Raw genomic sequence first — 17,419 nt, forward strand, 5'->3', positions numbered from 1 at the left:
CGCCACGCAACGAAACCACTAGAGGAGTTGGGAACCCGATGAGGATTACTCGTGCACTGCGCTTCGGCGTCGGGGCGATGGCCCTGGCGCTCGCCGTCACCGCCTGTGGCGGCGGCGACGAAGGCTCGGCCCTCGACAGCGCCAAGGACGGCAAATTGACCGTCGGCATCAAGTTCGACCAGCCCGGCCTCGGACTGCGCAACAAGGACGGATCGTTCAGCGGTTTCGACGTCGAGGTCGCCAAGTACGTCGCCGAGAAGCTGGGCGTGAAGCCGGAGAACGTCACGTTCAAGGAATCGCCGTCGGCGCAGCGCGAGACCTTGATCGAGAACGGCCAGGTCGACTTCATCGTCGCCACCTACTCCATCACCGACAAGCGCAAGGACAAGGTCGATTTCGCCGGGCCGTACTACGTGGCGGGGCAGTCGCTGCTGGTGAAGGCGGACAACACCGACATCACCGGACCCGAATCGCTGACCGGCAACAAGAAGCTCTGCTCGGTGAAGGGTTCGACGCCCGCGCAGAACGTGAAGGACAAGTACGCCAAGGACGTCCAGTTGCAGGAGTTCGACACGTACTCGCTGTGTGTCGAGGCGCTGCGCAACGGTTCGGTCGACGCGGTGACCACCGACGACATCATTCTCGCGGGCTTCGCCGCGCAGTCGCCGGGCCAGCTCAAGGTCGTCGGCAAGCCCTTCACCACCGAGAACTACGGCATCGGTCTGAAGAAGGGCGATACCGAGACCCGCGCCAAGATCAACGACGCGATAGAGCAGATGATCAAGGACGGCTCCTGGTCGAAGGCGTTCGCCTCGACTGTCGGCAGCTCCGGCTACCCGATGCCGCAGCCGCCCGCCGTGAACCGCTACTGAGTTCGACCCGCCGCGGGTGGTTCGGGCAGGCGCCCGGACCACCCGCGGTCGGTTCGCACCGATTACCCGTCCACCCCGATCGGAGGGATGCGCCCACCGTGATCGACCTGATCTCCGAATATGACACCGAGATACTGCAAGCCTTCTGGGTGACCATCAAGCTGACCCTGACCTCGGCCGTCGGCGCCTTCGTTCTCGGCACCATCGTCGCCGCGATGCGTGTATCCCCCGTGCCGGTCGCCCGCACGCTCGGCGCCGCCTACGTCACGATCTTCCGCAATACCCCGCTGACGCTGATCATCCTGTTCTGCTCGCTCGGCCTGTACCTGACGTTGCAGTGGAAGTTGGCGGGCGATTCCATCGCCGACAACAACTATCGGTGGGCCGTCGTCGGCCTGAGCGTGTACACCGGCGCCTTCGTCTGCGAATCGCTGCGCGCCGGTATCAACACCGTGGCGCTCGGCCAGTCGGAGGCAGGACGGTCGCTCGGTCTGAGTTTCGGTCAGAATCTGCGCTACATCGTGCTGCCGCAGGCGTTCCGCGCGGTGATCGCGCCGCTGGGCAGCGTGCTGATCGCGCTCACCAAGAATTCCACCATCGCCTCGGCCATCGGTGTCGCGGAAGCGGCGTACCTGATGGCGGAGATGAACGAGAACGAGGCCGCCGTCATCGCCATCGGCGCCATCTTCGCCTTCGGCTTCGTATGTCTGACCCTTCCAACGGGCCTGCTGTTCGGTTGGCTCGCAAAGCGATTCGAGGTGGCCCGATGAGCTCCGGCGCGTCCGTCCTGTTCGACGCGCCCGGCCCACGGGCGCGCATACGCAACCACCTGTATTCCGTGCTGGTCGTGGTGGCCATCGTGGCCGTCGGCGTGGTGCTGTTCCGCGCCTTCGACGAGCAGGGGCAGTTCACGGCCGAGAAGTGGAAGCCGTTCCTCGACTCCGACGTGTGGCAGACCTATCTGCTGTCCGGTTTGCGGGGCACCGTGGTCGCCGCGGCGCTGTCCATCGTCTTCGCGCTGATCGTCGGCATGATCTTCGGCATTCTGCGGCTATCGGATCACTTGTGGGTGCGGGTGGTCGCGGGCGCGGTCGTCGAATTCGCGCGGGCCGTTCCCGTGCTGATCCTGATGATCTTCCTGTTCTCGCTGTTCTCCGAGTACAAGGTCTTCAAATCCGACGATCTCGCGCTCGCCGCCGTCGTCGTGGCCCTGACGGTCTACAACGGCTCGGTCATCGCCGAAATCGTCCGCGCGGGTATCCGTTCGCTGCCCAAGGGCCAGACCGAGGCGGCGGTGGCGCTCGGCCTGCGTAAGAACCAGTTGATGCGCCTGATCCTGCTGCCGCAGGCGATCACGGCCATGCTGCCCGCGCTCATCTCGCAAATGGTCGTGGCACTGAAGGATACGGCGCTGGGCTACCAGATCACCTACGCCGAGATCGTGCGGCAAGGTCAGCAACTCGGCGCGGCGGAGCAGAACATCATTCCGTCGCTGATCGTGGTGGCGATCGTCATGATCGCGCTCAACAGTTCGCTCTCCTATGCCGCGACCGTGGTCGAGCGCAGGCTGCGCACGCGCAGGCGCACTCGCGGCGGCGCGGTGCTCGCCCCCGATTCGGTGATCACCGATGCCACACCCGGCATGGATATCACCAAGAAATGACGCACTCGACGGCACGTCCTTCGCGGAGTTCCCGGGCGCGCGGGCCGAGAAGGTACGCGCCCCAATCCCTCGCGCCACGGACCTGTCCGCACCCGACCCGTAGTTCGGAGGCGAACGCGGATCATTCGTGGGCGAACTCCTCGGTCGAACCGCTCTGCTCGAGTTCGGCCTTCACGACTGTGAAGGCCGTGGCCTGGCTGTAGCCGCGACGGGCCAGCATACCGACCAAGCGGCGAATGACCTTGTCGCGCTCCAGATCCCGGGGGATCGTGCGGAGTTTGCGGCGTACCAGTTCGGTGGCTCGATCGGTTTCGTCGTCACCGGCGATGGCGTCGAGGGCCGGCGCGGCATCGGATGCGGCGACCCCCTTGTTCCGCAATTCCCGCGCCAGTGCGTGTCTACCTCTGCCGGAGTAGGTGTGCCGGGACCGCACCCATTCCTCGGCAAAGGCCGCGTCGTCGACGAGCCCCACCTCGGCGAGCTTGTCGAGGGCGATATCGGCGACCTCGACGGAGTACCCTTTGGCGGCCAACCGCCGCGCCAGTTCGGCGCGGCTGCGGGCGCGGACGGCGAGCAGACGCAGACACGCGTCCTTGGCCTGCTCCACCGTCCCGCCCTGCGGGGTGCGCTCGGCACCACGCCCGGACCCGGCCGCCACCGGATCCTCCTCTCGGCCGGACATACCTCCGTTGTCGGCCGAGAGGGAGCCCTCATCCTCGGAATCCTCGAACCACTCCCGGCGACCGCGTGTTCGCCCCGTTCGGGATATGGCCCCGGCCGAGCGCGCCCGCTGCGGATCGGGTGCGCTCGACCGGGTGCCCGAGGTGTCCGCATCGGCCGAACCACCTTCGGCCGACCGGACTGGTCTGGTGACCTCGACGCCGAGTTCGGCCAGCCGCCGTCGCATCTGCGCCACCGGGTCGGGACGCGCGGAGGCCGCTGTGCCCATCTCGGCGCCGGATCAGAAGTCCGCGGGAGTCTCGGCGGCGGCCTCCGCGGTGACGTCGGCGCCGATACCGAGCTTCTCCTTGATCTTCTTCTCGATCTCGTCGCGGATATCGGTGTTGTCGAGCAGGAATTTGCGGGCGTTCTCCTTGCCCTGCCCGAGCTGATCGCCCTCGTAGGTGTACCAGGAGCCGGACTTGCGGATGAAGCCGTGCTCGACACCCATATCGATGAGCGAGCCCTCCTTGGAGATGCCGTGACCGTAGAGAATGTCGAATTCGGCCTGCTTGAAGGGCGGGGAGACCTTGTTCTTCACGACCTTGACGCGGGTGCGGTTGCCCACCGCGTCGGTGCCGTCCTTGAGAGTTTCGATGCGGCGCACGTCCAGACGCACCGAGGCGTAGAACTTCAGCGCCTTACCGCCGGTGGTGGTCTCGGGTGAACCGAACATGACGCCGATCTTCTCGCGCAGCTGGTTGATGAAGATGGCGGTGGTGCCGGAATTGTTGAGCGCGCTGGTCATCTTGCGCAGCGCCTGACTCATCAGGCGGGCTTGGAGGCCGACATGGCTGTCACCCATCTCGCCCTCGATCTCGGCGCGCGGCACCAGGGCGGCGACCGAGTCGATGACGATGATATCGATGGCGCCCGAGCGCACCAGCATGTCGGCGATCTCGAGCGCCTGCTCACCGGTATCGGGCTGCGAGACGAGCAGCGCGTCGGTATCGACGCCGAGTTTGCGGGCGTAATCGGGATCGAGCGCGTGCTCGGCGTCGATGAAGGCCGCGACACCGCCAGCGGCCTGCGCATTGGCCACCGCGTGCAGGGCCACGGTGGTCTTACCCGAGGATTCCGGGCCGTAGATCTCCACGATGCGGCCGCGGGGCAGGCCGCCGATGCCGAGGGCGACATCGAGGGCGATGGAACCGGTCGGGATCACCGAGATGGGCTGGCGCGCTTCCTCGCCGAGGCGCATGACGGCGCCCTTGCCGAAGCTCTTCTCGACCTGGGCCAGCGCGAGTTCGAGCGCCTTGTCGCGGTCATACGCCTGTGGTGCCATGTCCTTGGTCCCCTTTTCCGCCGGGTGATCTCGTTCTCTTGGTTGGCGCCCACATTAGAGCGCGGCACCGACAAGTTCCGGCGTCAAGCTTAAACGAACAGATGTTCGAGTCAAGCGACGCGCCCGGACCCGGGAGCGGACATTGTTCGTCCACCGCGATCACCGACGGCGCGATCCCGTCTCGCCCTCGGTGTCGCGGTCCCGGTGTTCCGCGGGAGTGGCGGGCGAACAGCAATCGGTCACCCTGCTCCCGAGCTACCGCAGGGGCAGAGCCGCGCCCCACTCCCGCGAGCCGCGGGCGCCGAAGATGCGGCGCTCGGATTCGAGGATTCCGACATCGTCGATGCTCGCCTCCCGGCGCGACATCAGCCCTTCGGCCGTGAATTCCCACTGCTCGTTGCCGTAACTGCGCCACCACCGGCCGAGTTCGTCGTGCCATTCGTACTGGAACCGCACGGCGATGCGGTTGCCCTCGAACGCCCACAGATCCTTGCGCAGGGCGTAGTCGTTCTCGATGGACCATTTGCGGGTGAGGAATTCGACAATGGCGGCGCGGCCGGTGAAGAATTCGTCCCGATTGCGCCACCGGGAATCCTCGGTATACGCGCGGGCGACCGTATCGGGATCGCGGGTATTCCAGGCGTCTTCGGCGGCCTGCACCTTGATCCGGGCGGAGGCGGCGTCGAACGGGGGCAGCGGAGGTCGCATGGAAGGTTCCTCTCGGGTGGAGTTCACGGATTGACCGGGGACAGTTCCGGCGGACCCCAGCGCAGCGGCCCGCTGCCACGGGAGTCGAGCACCTCCTCGACGGTGAAATCGATCGAGCACTGCGCACCGGGCGTGAAGGTGTCGGATTCCCAATTCAGTGCGGCACGGCCGGTGAGCCGCAGCGCGCCGCCGTCCGACCAGTCGGGGATCAGCAATCCGCAACGCGGATTCACCGCGATATTGCCCAGGGTCATGAACATCGAATTGCCACGGTAATCCGGCCAGCGCAGCAGCGACGGCGACAGCGCGCGCAGGAACCCGGGGTTCCCGCCCCGGTGCGAGGCGTCGACATCGCCCGCGCCGTTGGCGGTCGCGACGAAGAAGGCGTCGGTGGCGGCGAGGACGGCGAGCTGATCGGTGCCGAGCGAGGCGCTCCGCGCGGACCCCGGTCGCGCCTCGTCGGGCGTGTAGGAGCGGACTTCCCGACGGGAGATGTACTTCGGGCAGTTCGAATACACCTGATCGACGGTGATGCGCATACCCGATTCGACCGGGACCGCGAGCCCGTTGACCCGCATTCTGCGGCGGCGGTGCGGTTGCAGCGCGATCATGCCGACCCGCCGCGGCCGCACGAGCGCCGCGGCGAGCGGGTCGTCCGGTGCGGGACGCGCGTCCACGGCGATGGTCGAGTCATCGAGGGCGCGCACGAATCCGGGCCTGCCAGTGAGCTGTCCCGCCCATATCCGCCCGTGGTCGTCGGCGGCGGCGAGGACGACCATCGGCTGGTCAGCCAGGAAGTCCGCGGCGATATCCGGGATATCGGCGCGGACCGTCCGGCCGACCCGCTCGGCGATATCGGCCTGCCCCATACGGCGTTGGACGGCGAGTTCGCCGGAATGGAAGGGTGACATCTCAGAAGAATCCGCAAGTGGGGGCGGAACCCGAAGGGGCGGGCGCGGATTCGGCGCCCGTGGGTGCGTACACCTCGAGCCGGATGCCGTCAGGATCGGTGAAGAAGATGCCCCCCGGAGGACGCGCCCTCCCGGTGCGCGACCACACCGTCATGGGCGAACTCGACCGCGAGGTCACGCAGCCGCGCCTGGATCGTTCGAACCTCCTCGATGGTGCCGACCTGGAACGACAGGTGATGCAGACCCGGGGTGTCCGCGGAGAACTCGCCGGCCGACTGCTGCCAGAGGGTGATCATCACCGCGCCGTCGAGTCCGAGGAAGGCCCACCGCCGCGGTCCCTCGACTCCCGCGGTGAGCTGTTCGAAGCCGAGTGCGCGCCGATAGAACTCGACCGACCGGTCCAGGTCGGCGACGTTCAGGCCGACATGGCCTGTACTGAGCGCTGTAGTCATCGTGGAACCCCTCTAGGCGAAATAACCGTTGTAAATTGTTTTACAGGTTAGAGAGTAGTGCGACAATCCGGAGCGAGTCAACCACTGAAATTAAATTAGACGGTTAGGGAGGTGAGGTTGTCATGTCGATGAGTGGGACACCGATACCCTCAGTCATGCCCGATCCGCGCCCACACCTCGGTGAACCACTCGCCCTGGACCTTCTCAACACCCGCTGGATCGAGGGCGAACCGCGGGATCTGCTCACAGATACCGACGGGCTGGCGATCTGGTTGGCGACGGCGGGCATCGATGCCCCCGCCGATCAGCGCACCCTCGAGGCGCTGGTGGCCGCCCGCTCGGCGATCCTCGACACCGTGCGCCATGCGAATCACGCCGCGCTCAACGACGTTCTCGCACACGGCCGCATCCGCCGCACCCTCACCGACTCGGGCCCTCTCGACACCCCCGACGTCGCGGATCCGACCCGGCTGCCCGCCTGGTTGGCCGCGAACAATCTGCTCGACCTGCTCGCGCGCGCACCGGAACGAATCAAGCAGTGCGCGCATCCGCACTGCATCCTGTTCTTCCTCGACACCTCGAAGAACGGCACGAGACGTTGGCATTCGATGGCGACCTGCGGCAACCGCACCAAGGCGGCACGCCACTACGCCAAACTGAGCTGAGAGCGGTTCAGAACAATTCGTCCAGCAGCCGGTAGTAGGCGAGACGACGGTGATCGGGCGCGATGGGACCGTACGCCTCGAAGAACGCCTCGACCGCCCCGCTACCGCCCGCCTCGCGCAGATCGCGTTCTGCCAGTGCCAGATCACGATGGCGATCGGCCACGCCGAGCGCGCCGACATCGAGCACGATGCCGCCCTCGAGCACATTGGCGGGGGTGAAATCACCGTGGGTCACCACGAGATCCGATTCGTCCGGCCGCTGCTCGAGCAGATCACGCAGGACATCCTCTGGCGTACGGCCCATGTTCTCGACGTCGAAATCCTCGACATCGACCAGCCCTTCCAGCACCTGCCTGCGAGCTCGCGGCAAGACCGTGTCGAGCCGGGCGTCGAACGGGCAGTCGGCCACCGGCAGCGCGTGCAACCGTCGCAGCAGTGCGCCGAGGACCGCGCCGACCGACGGACCGGACACGACGTCGAGCCCCGCCGCCGTACTCGGCGCGCCCGCGTCGGCCAGCAACAGCACATCGGCGTCGAAGCCTGCGATCTCCGGCACTCGCACACCGCGGCACTCCAACCAACGCAGCCGGTCGTATTCCGCGACGGCGCGCGGTCCGCGCTTCATCCAGTACGCGCCGACCGAGACGACCTCGCCGCTCATGCCCTCGTGCCCGTCCGACCGGATCGGGGCATCGCCGACCAGCGCGGCGATCGAAGGCGGCAGCGGAATCGGCGACTGATCCAGTGTCTCCAGCGCGACCCGCGTCGATTCGATCAATTCCGCATCGCCCTCGGCCGTCCGTAGCCGCAACGCCTCCCCCAGCGCGGCGCGGGCACCCTCGAGATCACCCTGTTCCGCCAGCGCCCTGCCCAGGTGCTGGGCGGCGAAGGACAGCACCTCGGGTGCGCGGGCGCGGGCCACGTCCACCGCGCGGCGGTAGAGCCAAGTCGCGGTGGGGAATTCCCCGCGGTAACGGTAGACATCGCCGAGATTGATCCAGACCGTGATCCGCCTGCTGTCGGTATCGACCAGTTCCAGCGCGCGATCGAGATGATCCAGCGCGTCGTCATAGCGCCCGAGCAGCATCGATTCGATGCCGATCTGGCGATGGCCGACGAAGTCGACGGGCCGGGCCGCGGCCACGCGCTCGGCGAGCCCCGCCGGATCGACCGGGATCATCCGCTGTCGTTCATCGACGCGATACGACGGCGCGGCCCGCTCCGATCCGGTCACCAACGAGTCCGAGGGACGTCGAATTCGGCACACAGCGCGTGCCACACGTCCCGGGGATCGATCCCCACCTCGATCGCGTCCGCCCCGGTCCGACCGCCCAACGACAGGATCACGTGGTCGCTGAACAGGGCGTCACCTCGGGCCACCCCGAACTCGGTATGCAACAGTTCCTGGAACTCGGTCAATCGCACCGTATTCAAGATACTCGCGCGAGATCGCGCGGGCACCTCACGGGGAACTGGTGGCCGATACCGCGCCGCGACACAGTTCGACCGGATCGCGGACCTCGGCGACCGACATGGACGCCTCCTGCGCCGCGGCCGCGAACCGCGGATGGTCGAGCACGGACCGGACCGCCGTGCGCACGGCGTCGACGGTGAGCGGCCTGATCAGGATCGAACTGCCCTGGCGGGCGGCACGATTGGCCAGTTCCCATTGATCGCCGCCGCCCGGGACGGTGATGATCGGCACCGCCGACAGCAGCGATTTGGCGAGCAGCCCGTGTCCGCCGCCGCCGATGGTCAGTGCCGCGTGGGTCAATAGTTCGTCCTGGCGGCCGAGTCCGGCGACGGCCCACGACGGCAGATCCGTCGGCGGGGCGTCGAGCATGGAGATCGCGACACGCACTCCCGCGCCGTCCAACGCCTCGAGCACGGTCTCCACCATGCCCGCCACACCGGTGTGCGCGGTCGACGGCGCGACCATGATCAACGGGCCGTCCCCCGGCGGCGGCGCCAGGACACGGTCGGTGGGCTCCCACAGCAGCGGACCGATCAGGTGCGCGTTCTCCGGCCAGTCCGGCCGCGGCACCTCCAAGGCGGGCAGCGTCGCGATCAGCCGCAGCGCCGGACCGGGGTCGGCGGCGGGCAGACCGACACTCTCCCTGGCCTTCTCGCGCTGGCGCCGACCATTGCGGATGGCGCGGGCGGTCATGGAACGCAGCAGGCCGTCGCGCATCCGGCCGCGCACCCCCTCGCCCACGGCGAGTCCACTGCCGATGGGCGGCAGCGCCTTCGAGGGCAGATACAGCGGATGCGGGGACAGTTCCACCCACGGCACCCCGAGTCGCTCGGCGGCCATACCGCCGCCCGCGGTGAGCACATCGGAGACCACCAGTTCCGGCAGCATCGCGCTCAGATCCGGCAGGATCTCCGAGGAGATGTAGGCGGCGCGCTCGTGGATGCGCCTGCCGGCATCGGCGTCGTCGTCGTTCGTGCGCGGCGCGAGGCCCTTGAGTCTGCGCACGGCGATGCCTGCCCGCTTGGCGGCGTCGAACCAGCGCGGACCGGTGAAGAGCACCGGTTCGTCACCCGCCGCCACGAGACGTTCGCACAGCGCCAACGCCGGAAACGCATGGCCGGGATCGGGCCCGGCGACAACGGCAACACGCATTGGCCCAGCCTGCCACACCGCCCGCGCGCTGCCGTGCGGCCCGCCCGCGCCGCCGCGCCCGATGCCGGTATCGTGCGGATCCACGGGACGCCGGACAGAGGAGTGCGCGGTGACGACGCCGATTTCGACCGTGGACGAGCTGATGGAACTCCTGGGCGAGTGTCACGACGTGTGGGACACCGCCGATCGCAGCGGCGATCCGGTCGACATCCTCGATCACGATCGCCAGTGCGCGCAGCTGCTGCGCCGCTCCCATCCGGGCGATGAGGAACTCCAGGTCGCCGGACTGGTGCACGATATCGGCCACCACCTGCGGCCCGGCGACGACGCCGGACACGGCAGGCACGGTGCCGAGGCGGTACGCGGACTGCTCGGCGCGCGGGTGGCGCGACTGGTCGAATTGCACGTGGTCGCCAAGCGCTATCTCGTGGCGACCGACGCCGAGCACGCCGCGGGTCTGTCCGCATCGAGCCGACGCACGCTGCTCGCGCAGGGCGGCCCCATGGATTCCGCCGAGATCGCGGCATTCCGCGCCGATCCCGATTTCCCCGCCGCCATCGCCTTGCGGCGGGCCGACGACGCGGGCAAGGTCGTCGGACTCGCCGTCGCGCCGGTCGAAACCTGGCGCCCGGTCGTCGAGCGGGTGGCCGATCGCGCCGTTCGGTCCCGACGGCCGCGCCGCGATCAGCCGCCGAAGTAGTACAGCTCGAAACCAACCGCCCGTTCGGCCGGGAATCCGTCCTTCGGCGCCGTGGCACGGTCCACGATGGCGCGCACCTGGTCATCGACGGGTACTTCGCTGAGCGCCTCGAGATAGCGCCGGTGCGCGGTCAGGGACGCCCTTGCCGCGTCCACCGTCTCGGTGACGTCGACCGCGTGGGTGGCGACCGGACCGACGACCGCGGCATAGCGCGCCGACCACGGGGCGAGATCGGCGATCTCGGGGAAGATCCACTCGTTACCCGCGTCGGAGACGGCGTCGAGTCCGCTGCGGCCGACCGCGCGATGATCGGCGCTGTTGGCGAAACCCGGCGCCCAGGTATCGCCGAAATTGAACAGCACCACCAGTTCCGGTCGATGGCGGCGGATCGCGGCGGCGAGGTCGCGACGCAGGTCCGTACCTTCGCGGATCCGCCCGTCGGGATGACCGAGGAATTCCACCTCGGTCACGCCGACCGCCCGCGCCCCGGCCCGCTCCTCGGCTTCGCGCAGCGGTCCGGCCTCGGCGGGCGGCATCCCAGCGATTCCGGCCTCGCCGCTGGTGACGAGGACGTAGCGAATGTCCTTGCCCATCCGCGTCCAGCGTGCGACCGCGGCGGCCGCACCGTATTCGATGTCGTCGGGATGGGCGACGATGACAAGTCCGCGATCCCAGTCCTCGGGTAGGTGCTCCACGGTCCTCATTCAATCAGCCGCGCCACTGCCCGCTACAACTTGCTGATCGAGTTGTCCGATCCGGCGACCGCCTTGTAGAGCAGATACAGGCCGAACACCACCGCACTGATCATCAGAATCGGGAACAGGCCCTTGATCAGCGCACCGATGACGGCGAGCGCGATCCACACGACCGCGACGACGCCGATGATCTTCCACAGCATTTCCAGCCTCCTGAAGTCTTCGCCGACCGCCGTCCGGCGATCCGACATCTCCCATGCTGGCAGGGTCGCGCTGTGAAATCACCAGCTCAACACCGATATCCGGGTGCAAATCAGGGTTCACCCTGAACTCCGGCCCGGTCAAAGGGTCTTGACCGTTCGACGGATCGGTTACCGAACGGTAGCCGGTCATTCACCAGGGGTGCGCCGGTAGTCGATGCCACCGTGCCGTGACGAATTCGACCAATTCCGGGAAACCATTGCTGCAAAACCGCCGCGGCTGCAAGGATGTTCACCGGCGGTCACGATCTTCGACCGCCGAGTCGTTGATTCATCGATGTATCGACAACTTCAGGAATCCCTTTGACATTCTCGCAGCTCACCGCGGTAATGCATGCGGGGCGGTATCGCGGATGTCGGTCGCCGTATTTCCGTACCGACCCGTGGGTACGCATTATCGCCCGCATCCTGCCGCTGCTCTACGCACACCTATTACTCTGCGCCGGTGCAGCACCGGCGGCCCCGCGTAAAATGCCGTCCGGCCGCGTATTCCGCCCCCGGACCATTCACACGCCCGTGCCTGACCGAGCATTTGCTTCGGCTGCGGCACATTCCGCGCGATTTCCGTCCGCTGCCATCGTCTCCACGATGCGGAATCGCCGTTAACCGATCTCCGGGCATCGCCCGGTCGCTCGTATGCCGTGCAGGTGAAGATCGCCGAAACCCGACGACATCGGCGAAATTCGCCGCACGGCATACGACGGTCGCCCCTCGATCCGATATCCGTTCCCGAACCCTGCCGGGAAATTGCGGTACACATAGCGACAATTTGCCTGCGGCGCTTTCGATTCGAGAGGCACCATCGCCGAACGCGTATAGGCGTTCAGCGCCTCGGCGGCGTAGGGTTTGTCGCGGCCGACCACCGCCGCGGCGTTTTCCAGACCGACGGTGTCGACGGCCCAGCCCGCCAGGCCGCGCCGAACGGGTTCGCCGTCTCGATCATCTCGACAATTCGGCGGCGCCGAGATGCCGTGCGGATCGCCCTCGCCGCGCGGGGGCAGGCGCGGCGACGGCATCCGTTTACCGGCGGGAAAAGCCTTGGGGCGGTTCAGCTGTGGTGATAACGGGGCGGTCGGCTATTTCGGTGAGAGCCTGGGCCCAGCCGTCGAGACGGTCGGCAGCATGGCGCAGGTCGGCGACGATGCTGTCGAATCGGTATGCGACCACGGCGCCCTCCGGCACGGCGAGGATATTGCTCGCGGCGGTGACGACCTGTTCGTATTCCGACACGCCCGATTCGAGTCGTTGCATGGCCGAGCGCGTATTGGCGTTCAGCGCCTCCGCGGTGCGGGGGTTGTCGCGGCCGACCACCGCTGCGGCGCTTTCCATTTGGACGATGTCGGCGGCCAAGGCGTGCAGGGCGGCGCTGCCGGAGTTGGCCGTCTCGACCATTTCGACGAGTTCCGCCCTTGGCACGCGATCGGAGGCGCCGAGGTGGGTGATCATGCCGTGCAGCACCCGTTCCGCGCGCACCAGGCGGGCGATGGGCGCGCGCGCCACCGAACGCAGCGGCGGCTGTTTACGGGGAATGAACGCGGCCTGCGGCAACGGCTGACCGCGCAGACGCAGATATCGACGAGCGCTGAGCGCGGTGCCGGTCACCAGGGCGACCGCACCGCCGCCGATGATCACCACCGCCCAGGCGGGGGCCGAGATCACCACCAGCCCAACGGCTCCCGCGGTGGTGAGCCCGGAAACGGTGCCGAGTTGGAAACTGCGTCGCCGCGCTCGGCGACGCCTGCGCAGTTCACGTTCGCGGGGGTCGGCCCAGCGCCGCACCGCGACCAGCGCGTGCTCACCGACGTCGCGCAGCGTATCGGGCAATCCCCCGGGCGCCGGGCCGAAGGATCCGGTATGGGGCACGGGCGATCCCGGTGACGTTCTCCGATTCACTCCCACACCCCGCTGATACTCGCCGAACGCGACCCGCTCGGAATTCGCTCGCTCATGACCGCACCTCACTCGGTTCCATCATGACCGATTTTTCGCGCCGCGGCCGCCCACCGACCGGACGGCCCGAAGAGCGCGCCGCGACCGATACCGTCGCCGCGTCACCCCGCACACCGAACCGTCCTGCGCGCTCTCGCGCTACTGCTGGGCGGCCTGTCCCTTGTTGATCTGCGGCTGGGCCGGATTGGCCTGCGGCTGCGCGGGATTGATGGCCGTCTGACCGGCGCCGCCACCCGCGGGCAGCGACTCCCCGCGCATGGAGGCGCGAATCTGCTCGAGTTTGCTGTGCCCGGCCATCTGGATGCTGGCCTGCTGCACGTCCAACATGCGGCCCTGCACCGAGTTCTGTGCCAGTTCGGCGGCGCCGAGCGCATTGGCGTAGCGGCGTTCGATCTTCTCGCGCACGGCGTCCAGGCTCGGGGTGGTGCCCGGCGCGGACAGCGTGGAGTCCATCCGCTGCAACGACGCGGAGACCTGCTCCTGCATCTTCGCCTGCTCGAGCTGGCTGAGCAGCTTGGTGCGCTCGGCGACCTTCTGCTGCAACAGCATGGCGTTCTGCTCGACCGCCTTCTTCGCCTGCGCCGCGGCCTGCAACGACTGGTCGTGCAGTACCTTCAGATCCTCGACCGACTGCTCGGCGGTGACCAACTGCGCGGCGAATGCCTCGGCCGCGTTGGTGTACTGTATCGCCTTCTCGGTATCGCCGGCCGCAGCGGCCTGGTCTGCCAGCAGCACCGCCTGACGCGCGTTCGCGTTGAGCTTCTCGACCTCGTCGAGCTGGCGGTTCAGCTTCATCTCCAGCTGCCGCTGGTTACCGATGACCGACGCGGCCTGCTGCGACAGTGCCTGGTGCTGGCGCTGAGCTTCCTCGATAGCCTGCTGAATCTGAACCTTCGGATCCGCGTGCTCCTCGATCTTCGAATCGAAGAGGGCCATCATGTACTTCCAGGCCTTGACGAACGGATTAGCCATCGATTGATCCCGCCTCCATCTGATGCACCGCTTCGCGCGGCTCCGGTGCGCGACCGTCACGCACCAGCTGTGTGCCTATCCTCCACCATCCGGCACCCGGACCGGAGGCCCGGCCCGATCGACGCCTAGTAGAGAAGATATCCGTTTTCCGCGTCGGACCGCAGCGTTGCCCGCGGCGGGCGAGGCGTCAGTTGCTCTTGACCAGTACCAGCATGTCGGACTTGGGCGCGGGGATGACGATCCTGGCCGACATGTTCGCGGGCGCCGGGTCGGGCTCGGCGGGCGGTCCGGCCGCGCTCTCCGGCTCGGGCACCGTGGCCTGGACGGGAACATCGGCCTGCTCGCTCACCGGAGGTCCGTCGACACCCGCCATGATCGTGCTCACATCCCAGAGCACCCGCGACAGCGGCACGTCGAGTGCGGCGCAGATGGCGGCGAGCAGCTCGCTCGACGCCTCCTTGCGCCCGCGCTCGACCTCCGACAGGTAGCCGAGACTGACCCGGGCCGACGTGGACACCTCGCGCAGGGTCCGGTGCTGGGCCAGGCGCGCGCGCCGCAGACTGTCCCCGATCGCCTCTCGCAGCAGCGTCATGTCGTTCTCCTTCGCTCGGCGTCGACCGGGCCAACGCGCGGCGACCGAGGCCGAGCGCGCACCGTTGTTTCTGGCACAACGTCCGACGACGGCCGGTTGGTTCCCGTGCCGGGCGGACTCGATCGCAGTCGAGCGCGATCGTGGTCCGTCAGCCCAGCACGCACCGCAGCAGTTCCCGCACCGCGATCGTGGTCGCGGTGAGTCTGATGGTCCACCGGTCGCCCGACAGGCGCAACCGCATGACCTCGGTGTGCCGTGGTCCCGACAGTCCGAGGAACACCGTGCCGACCGGATGTCCGTCCTGGGTGTCGGGTCCGGCGACGCCGGTCACACCGATCCCCCAGTCGGCCTCGCAGCGGGTCCGCGCCCCCAGCGCGAGCTGTTCGGCGGTGCCCGCCGCGACCGGCCCCTGGGTGTTCAGCAGATCCTCCCCGACCCCGGCGAGCCGGTGTTTGAGATCGGTGGCGTAGACCACGAGGCCGCCGCGCAGCACCGCACTGGCGCCGGGCACACCCGCGATGGTCGCCGTTACCAGGCCCGCGGTCAGCGATTCGGCGGTGGCCACGGTCTGGCCCGCCGCGAGCAGCGCGCGCACCAAGTCGGCGGCGGGGGCGGCGGCGATCAGCGGATCGGTCATCGCCCGCGCGCCCGTGACGAGCCCGCGAACCACACCCGGGCCGCCTGACCGACATAGTCGAGTCCGGTGACCACGGTGAGCACGACGGCGAGATACATGAGCGCCATGCCCGCCGTCGCCCACGCGCCCGACAACGGCAGCAGCAGCACGCCGATGGCCAACGACTGCACCAGGGTCTTCAGCTTCCCGCCGCGGCCCGCGGGTATCACCCCGCGCCGTACCACGGCAAGCCGCAGCAGGGTGATGCCGACCTCGCGCCCGCAGATGACCAGGGTGATCCACCAGGGCAGCTCACCCAGCATCGACAGTCCGACCAGGGCCGAGCCGATGAGCGCCTTGTCGGCGATGGGATCGGCCAGCTTGCCGAAATCGGTGACGAGGCCGTATTTGCGGGCGAGTTGCCCGTCGAATCGATCGGTGATCGCGGCGATGGCGAACAGCGCCGCGGCGGTGATCCGCCAGCCCGGGTGGTGCCCGCCGCCCGCGAACAGCGCCGCCACGAACAACGGGACGATCGCGATGCGCGCCATCGTCAGCATGTTCGCGATGTTCATCAACGGGACGGCGGCCGGTTCGGCCTGCCCGGACATGGGGGTCACCGCGGGCCGCGCCGGAACCGCTTCGGGCCAGGGACGGCCGATCTCCTCGGGTCGCACACTCATGCCCCCGCCCCGATCACGGCGACCGCGGCACCACGACCGGGCGCACGCCCGGCGCGATGCGGTGAGCGGAACGACAGGATGTGCGGCACACGATCAGACTATCGGTAATCGAGCAGACTACTGTGCACCCCATGACCTCTCGGGGACCACAAGGCGGTTCGACCAGCGACGCCGTTCCGTACGCGGCGCCCGCCGCGCAGTCCGTCGCTCCGGTCGTGCGACGCGCGCGCACCTCCGACATCCCCGATATCAAGCGCCTCATCGATGTGTACGCCGGTCGCATCCTGCTGGAGAAGAGCCTGGTCACGTTGTACGAGGCCGTTCAGGAATTCTGGGTCGCCGAGGTGGACGGCCGGGTGGTCGGCTGCGGCGCGCTGCACGTGCTGTGGGCCGATCTGGGCGAGGTGCGCACGGTCGCGGTGCATCCGCGGGTCAAGGGTCAGGGTGTGGGCAGGCTCATCGTGGAGCGGCTGATCGCTGTGGCCCGTGCGCTGGAACTGCGCAGGCTGTTCGTGCTCACCTTCGAGGTGGAGTTCTTCGGCAGGCACGGATTCGCCGAGATCGACGGCACCCCGGTCACCGCCGAGGTCTACGCCGAGATGTGCCGCTCCTACGACACCGGCGTCGCCGAATTCCTCGATCTCAGCTATGTGAAACCCAACACCCTCGGCAATACTCGAATGCTGCTCACGCTCTGAGCAGCGTTCCGTTGAGAATCACCGCGACAGGAAGCGACCGACCGTGCCGATCTTCGCCGTCCACTACACCTATTCCGACGCCACCGTCGCGGCCCGCGACACCCACCGGCCCGATCACCGCGCCTGGCTCAACGCCCGGATCGACGCGGGCCTGCTGCTCAGCAGCGGCCCCTATCCCGACGGCTCCGGCGCGCTGCTGATCTTCCGCGACGAGGACGAGACCTCGCTCGAGAAGCTGCTCACCAACGACCCGTTCGCCCGCGAAGGGCTGATCGAGGAGGTCCGCGTGGTCGAGTGGCTGCCGGTCATGGGTGTCTTCGCCGACTGATTCCGCCGACGCGACGGCCCTCG

The 17,419-nt window shown here is 68.1% G+C and carries 22 protein-coding genes and 1 pseudogene; 7 read left to right on the forward strand and 16 right to left on the reverse strand.

From position 1 onward, the window contains the following. The first annotated feature begins 38 nt into the window (after positions 1–38). The 3 genes from APZ21_RS16505 to APZ21_RS16515 all read left to right on the forward strand — a co-directional run bounded on the left by APZ21_RS16505 (position 39) and on the right by APZ21_RS16515 (position 2,535). Positions 39–872 carry a glutamate ABC transporter substrate-binding protein gene (locus APZ21_RS16505; RefSeq protein WP_054814177.1) on the forward strand — a complete coding sequence of 278 codons (834 nt, stop codon included), beginning with the start codon at positions 39–41 and terminating at the stop codon, positions 870–872. Positions 873–973: 101 nt separating this feature from the next. Next, on the forward strand, positions 974–1,642 hold the full coding sequence (locus tag APZ21_RS16510; RefSeq protein WP_054814407.1) for an amino acid ABC transporter permease: 669 nt from the start codon (positions 974–976) through the stop codon (positions 1,640–1,642). Next, the gene (locus tag APZ21_RS16515) at positions 1,639–2,535 is read left to right on the forward strand and encodes an amino acid ABC transporter permease (RefSeq protein ID WP_054814178.1); all 897 of its coding nucleotides are present in this window, start codon (positions 1,639–1,641) and stop codon (positions 2,533–2,535) included. Before APZ21_RS16510 ends, APZ21_RS16515 begins: the two co-directional genes overlap by 4 nt. Positions 2,536–2,656: 121 nt before the next feature. Here APZ21_RS16515 and recX read toward each other — a convergent pair whose 3' ends face one another. The 5 genes and pseudogenes from recX to APZ21_RS16540 all read right to left on the reverse strand — a co-directional run bounded on the left by recX (position 2,657) and on the right by APZ21_RS16540 (position 6,611). Continuing rightward, positions 2,657–3,217 carry a recombination regulator RecX gene (recX, locus tag APZ21_RS16520; protein ID WP_054814408.1) on the reverse strand — a complete coding sequence of 187 codons (561 nt, stop codon included), beginning with the start codon at positions 3,215–3,217 and terminating at the stop codon, positions 2,657–2,659. Positions 3,218–3,496: 279 nt separating this feature from the next. After that, positions 3,497–4,540 (reverse strand): recombinase RecA, encoded by a 1,044-nt coding sequence (gene recA / locus APZ21_RS16525; protein WP_054814179.1) that lies wholly within the window; start codon positions 4,538–4,540, stop codon positions 3,497–3,499. A 255-nt stretch (positions 4,541–4,795) separates the two neighbouring features. Beyond that, positions 4,796–5,248, reverse strand: a complete 453-nt coding sequence (locus tag APZ21_RS16530; protein ID WP_054814180.1) for a nuclear transport factor 2 family protein — start codon at positions 5,246–5,248, stop codon at positions 4,796–4,798. Positions 5,249–5,271: 23 nt separating this feature from the next. Continuing rightward, entirely contained in the window at positions 5,272–6,159 is an 888-nt protein-coding gene (locus APZ21_RS16535; protein WP_054814181.1) for a pyridoxamine 5'-phosphate oxidase family protein, read from the reverse strand. Between the two features lies 1 nt (position 6,160). Beyond that, a pseudogene (locus APZ21_RS16540) lies at positions 6,161–6,611 on the reverse strand (VOC family protein). Between the two features lie 155 nt (positions 6,612–6,766). Between APZ21_RS16540 and APZ21_RS16545 the strand changes: the two are divergent. Continuing rightward, a complete protein-coding gene (locus tag APZ21_RS16545; protein WP_054814182.1) occupies positions 6,767–7,276 on the forward strand; it encodes a CGNR zinc finger domain-containing protein in 510 nt (169 codons plus the stop codon). Between the two features lie 7 nt (positions 7,277–7,283). Here APZ21_RS16545 and APZ21_RS33045 read toward each other — a convergent pair whose 3' ends face one another. Genes APZ21_RS33045 through APZ21_RS16560 form a run of 3 tightly spaced genes read right to left on the reverse strand, consistent with a single transcriptional unit; the run spans position 7,284 to position 9,902 of the window. Next, positions 7,284–8,510 (reverse strand): phosphotransferase, encoded by a 1,227-nt coding sequence (locus APZ21_RS33045; RefSeq protein ID WP_239476664.1) that lies wholly within the window; start codon positions 8,508–8,510, stop codon positions 7,284–7,286. Further along, entirely contained in the window at positions 8,507–8,701 is a 195-nt protein-coding gene (locus tag APZ21_RS16555) for a DUF3046 domain-containing protein (protein ID WP_054814410.1), read from the reverse strand. Before APZ21_RS16555 ends, APZ21_RS33045 begins: the two co-directional genes overlap by 4 nt. 37 nt (positions 8,702–8,738) lie before the next feature. Continuing rightward, positions 8,739–9,902, reverse strand: a complete 1,164-nt coding sequence (locus APZ21_RS16560; RefSeq protein ID WP_054814183.1) for a glycosyltransferase — start codon at positions 9,900–9,902, stop codon at positions 8,739–8,741. A 109-nt stretch (positions 9,903–10,011) separates the two neighbouring features. Between APZ21_RS16560 and APZ21_RS16565 the strand changes: the two genes are divergently transcribed. Next, a complete protein-coding gene (locus APZ21_RS16565) occupies positions 10,012–10,602 on the forward strand; it encodes an HD domain-containing protein (protein ID WP_239476665.1) in 591 nt (196 codons plus the stop codon). Here APZ21_RS16565 and APZ21_RS16570 read toward each other — a convergent pair. The 8 genes from APZ21_RS16570 to pgsA form a co-directional block, all read right to left on the reverse strand. After that, a complete protein-coding gene (locus APZ21_RS16570) occupies positions 10,587–11,297 on the reverse strand; it encodes a PIG-L deacetylase family protein (RefSeq protein ID WP_054814185.1) in 711 nt (236 codons plus the stop codon). The two genes, APZ21_RS16565 and APZ21_RS16570, sit on opposite strands and share 16 nt — an antisense overlap. 32 nt (positions 11,298–11,329) lie before the next feature. After that, complete coding sequence (locus APZ21_RS35125) at positions 11,330–11,500, reverse strand: hypothetical protein (protein WP_169812061.1); 171 nt, start codon at positions 11,498–11,500, stop codon at positions 11,330–11,332. 659 nt (positions 11,501–12,159) lie between these two features. After that, positions 12,160–12,573, reverse strand: coding sequence for a hypothetical protein (locus APZ21_RS16575; RefSeq protein ID WP_054814186.1), 414 nt, complete (start codon positions 12,571–12,573; stop codon positions 12,160–12,162). 4 nt (positions 12,574–12,577) lie between these two features. Continuing rightward, positions 12,578–13,420: a phage shock envelope stress response protein PspM gene (gene pspM, locus APZ21_RS16580; RefSeq protein ID WP_054814187.1), complete on the reverse strand. Its 843-nt coding sequence runs from the start codon at positions 13,418–13,420 to the stop codon at positions 12,578–12,580. 225 nt (positions 13,421–13,645) lie between these two features. After that, the gene (pspA, locus tag APZ21_RS16585) at positions 13,646–14,479 is read right to left on the reverse strand and encodes a phage shock protein PspA (protein WP_054814188.1); all 834 of its coding nucleotides are present in this window, start codon (positions 14,477–14,479) and stop codon (positions 13,646–13,648) included. Between the two features lie 187 nt (positions 14,480–14,666). After that, positions 14,667–15,071 (reverse strand): helix-turn-helix domain-containing protein, encoded by a 405-nt coding sequence (locus APZ21_RS16590; protein ID WP_054814189.1) that lies wholly within the window; start codon positions 15,069–15,071, stop codon positions 14,667–14,669. Positions 15,072–15,219: 148 nt separating this feature from the next. Beyond that, positions 15,220–15,708 carry a CinA family protein gene (locus APZ21_RS16595; RefSeq protein ID WP_054814411.1) on the reverse strand — a complete coding sequence of 163 codons (489 nt, stop codon included), beginning with the start codon at positions 15,706–15,708 and terminating at the stop codon, positions 15,220–15,222. Beyond that, positions 15,705–16,370 (reverse strand): CDP-diacylglycerol--glycerol-3-phosphate 3-phosphatidyltransferase, encoded by a 666-nt coding sequence (gene pgsA / locus APZ21_RS16600; protein WP_054814190.1) that lies wholly within the window; start codon positions 16,368–16,370, stop codon positions 15,705–15,707. The genes APZ21_RS16595 and pgsA overlap by 4 nt, the downstream gene beginning before the upstream one ends. A 131-nt stretch (positions 16,371–16,501) precedes the next feature. Here pgsA and APZ21_RS16605 point away from each other — a divergent pair, with 131 nt between their 5' ends. After that, the gene (locus APZ21_RS16605; RefSeq protein ID WP_054814191.1) at positions 16,502–17,068 is read left to right on the forward strand and encodes an amino-acid N-acetyltransferase; all 567 of its coding nucleotides are present in this window, start codon (positions 16,502–16,504) and stop codon (positions 17,066–17,068) included. Between the two features lie 43 nt (positions 17,069–17,111). Continuing rightward, positions 17,112–17,396: a YciI family protein gene (locus APZ21_RS16610; RefSeq protein WP_054814192.1), complete on the forward strand. Its 285-nt coding sequence runs from the start codon at positions 17,112–17,114 to the stop codon at positions 17,394–17,396. Positions 17,397–17,419 lie beyond the last annotated feature (23 nt).

This window comes from Nocardia arizonensis, from assembly GCF_001310275.1.
In the GTDB taxonomy this organism is placed as follows: domain Bacteria; phylum Actinomycetota; class Actinomycetes; order Mycobacteriales; family Mycobacteriaceae; genus Nocardia; species Nocardia arizonensis.

Coding starts and splice junctions, on each gene's coding strand:
- APZ21_RS16505 (WP_054814177.1), top strand. CDS start 39: ATGAGGATTACTCGTGCACTGCGCTTCGGCGTCGGGGCGATGGCCCTG.
- APZ21_RS16515 (WP_054814178.1), top strand. CDS start 1,639: ATGAGCTCCGGCGCGTCCGTCCTGTTCGACGCGCCCGGCCCACGGGCG.
- recX (WP_054814408.1), bottom strand. CDS start 3,217: ATGTCCGGCCGAGAGGAGGATCCGGTGGCGGCCGGGTCCGGGCGTGGT.
- recA (WP_054814179.1), bottom strand. CDS start 4,540: ATGGCACCACAGGCGTATGACCGCGACAAGGCGCTCGAACTCGCGCTG.
- APZ21_RS16530 (WP_054814180.1), bottom strand. CDS start 5,248: ATGCGACCTCCGCTGCCCCCGTTCGACGCCGCCTCCGCCCGGATCAAG.
- APZ21_RS16535 (WP_054814181.1), bottom strand. CDS start 6,159: ATGTCACCCTTCCATTCCGGCGAACTCGCCGTCCAACGCCGTATGGGG.
- APZ21_RS16545 (WP_054814182.1), top strand. CDS start 6,767: ATGCCCGATCCGCGCCCACACCTCGGTGAACCACTCGCCCTGGACCTT.
- APZ21_RS16560 (WP_054814183.1), bottom strand. CDS start 9,902: ATGCGTGTTGCCGTTGTCGCCGGGCCCGATCCCGGCCATGCGTTTCCG.
- APZ21_RS35125 (WP_169812061.1), bottom strand. CDS start 11,500: ATGCTGTGGAAGATCATCGGCGTCGTCGCGGTCGTGTGGATCGCGCTC.
- APZ21_RS16575 (WP_054814186.1), bottom strand. CDS start 12,573: ATGCCGTCGCCGCGCCTGCCCCCGCGCGGCGAGGGCGATCCGCACGGC.
- pspA (WP_054814188.1), bottom strand. CDS start 14,479: ATGGCTAATCCGTTCGTCAAGGCCTGGAAGTACATGATGGCCCTCTTC.
- APZ21_RS16590 (WP_054814189.1), bottom strand. CDS start 15,071: ATGACGCTGCTGCGAGAGGCGATCGGGGACAGTCTGCGGCGCGCGCGC.
- APZ21_RS16595 (WP_054814411.1), bottom strand. CDS start 15,708: ATGACCGATCCGCTGATCGCCGCCGCCCCCGCCGCCGACTTGGTGCGC.
- pgsA (WP_054814190.1), bottom strand. CDS start 16,370: ATGAGTGTGCGACCCGAGGAGATCGGCCGTCCCTGGCCCGAAGCGGTT.
- APZ21_RS16605 (WP_054814191.1), top strand. CDS start 16,502: ATGACCTCTCGGGGACCACAAGGCGGTTCGACCAGCGACGCCGTTCCG.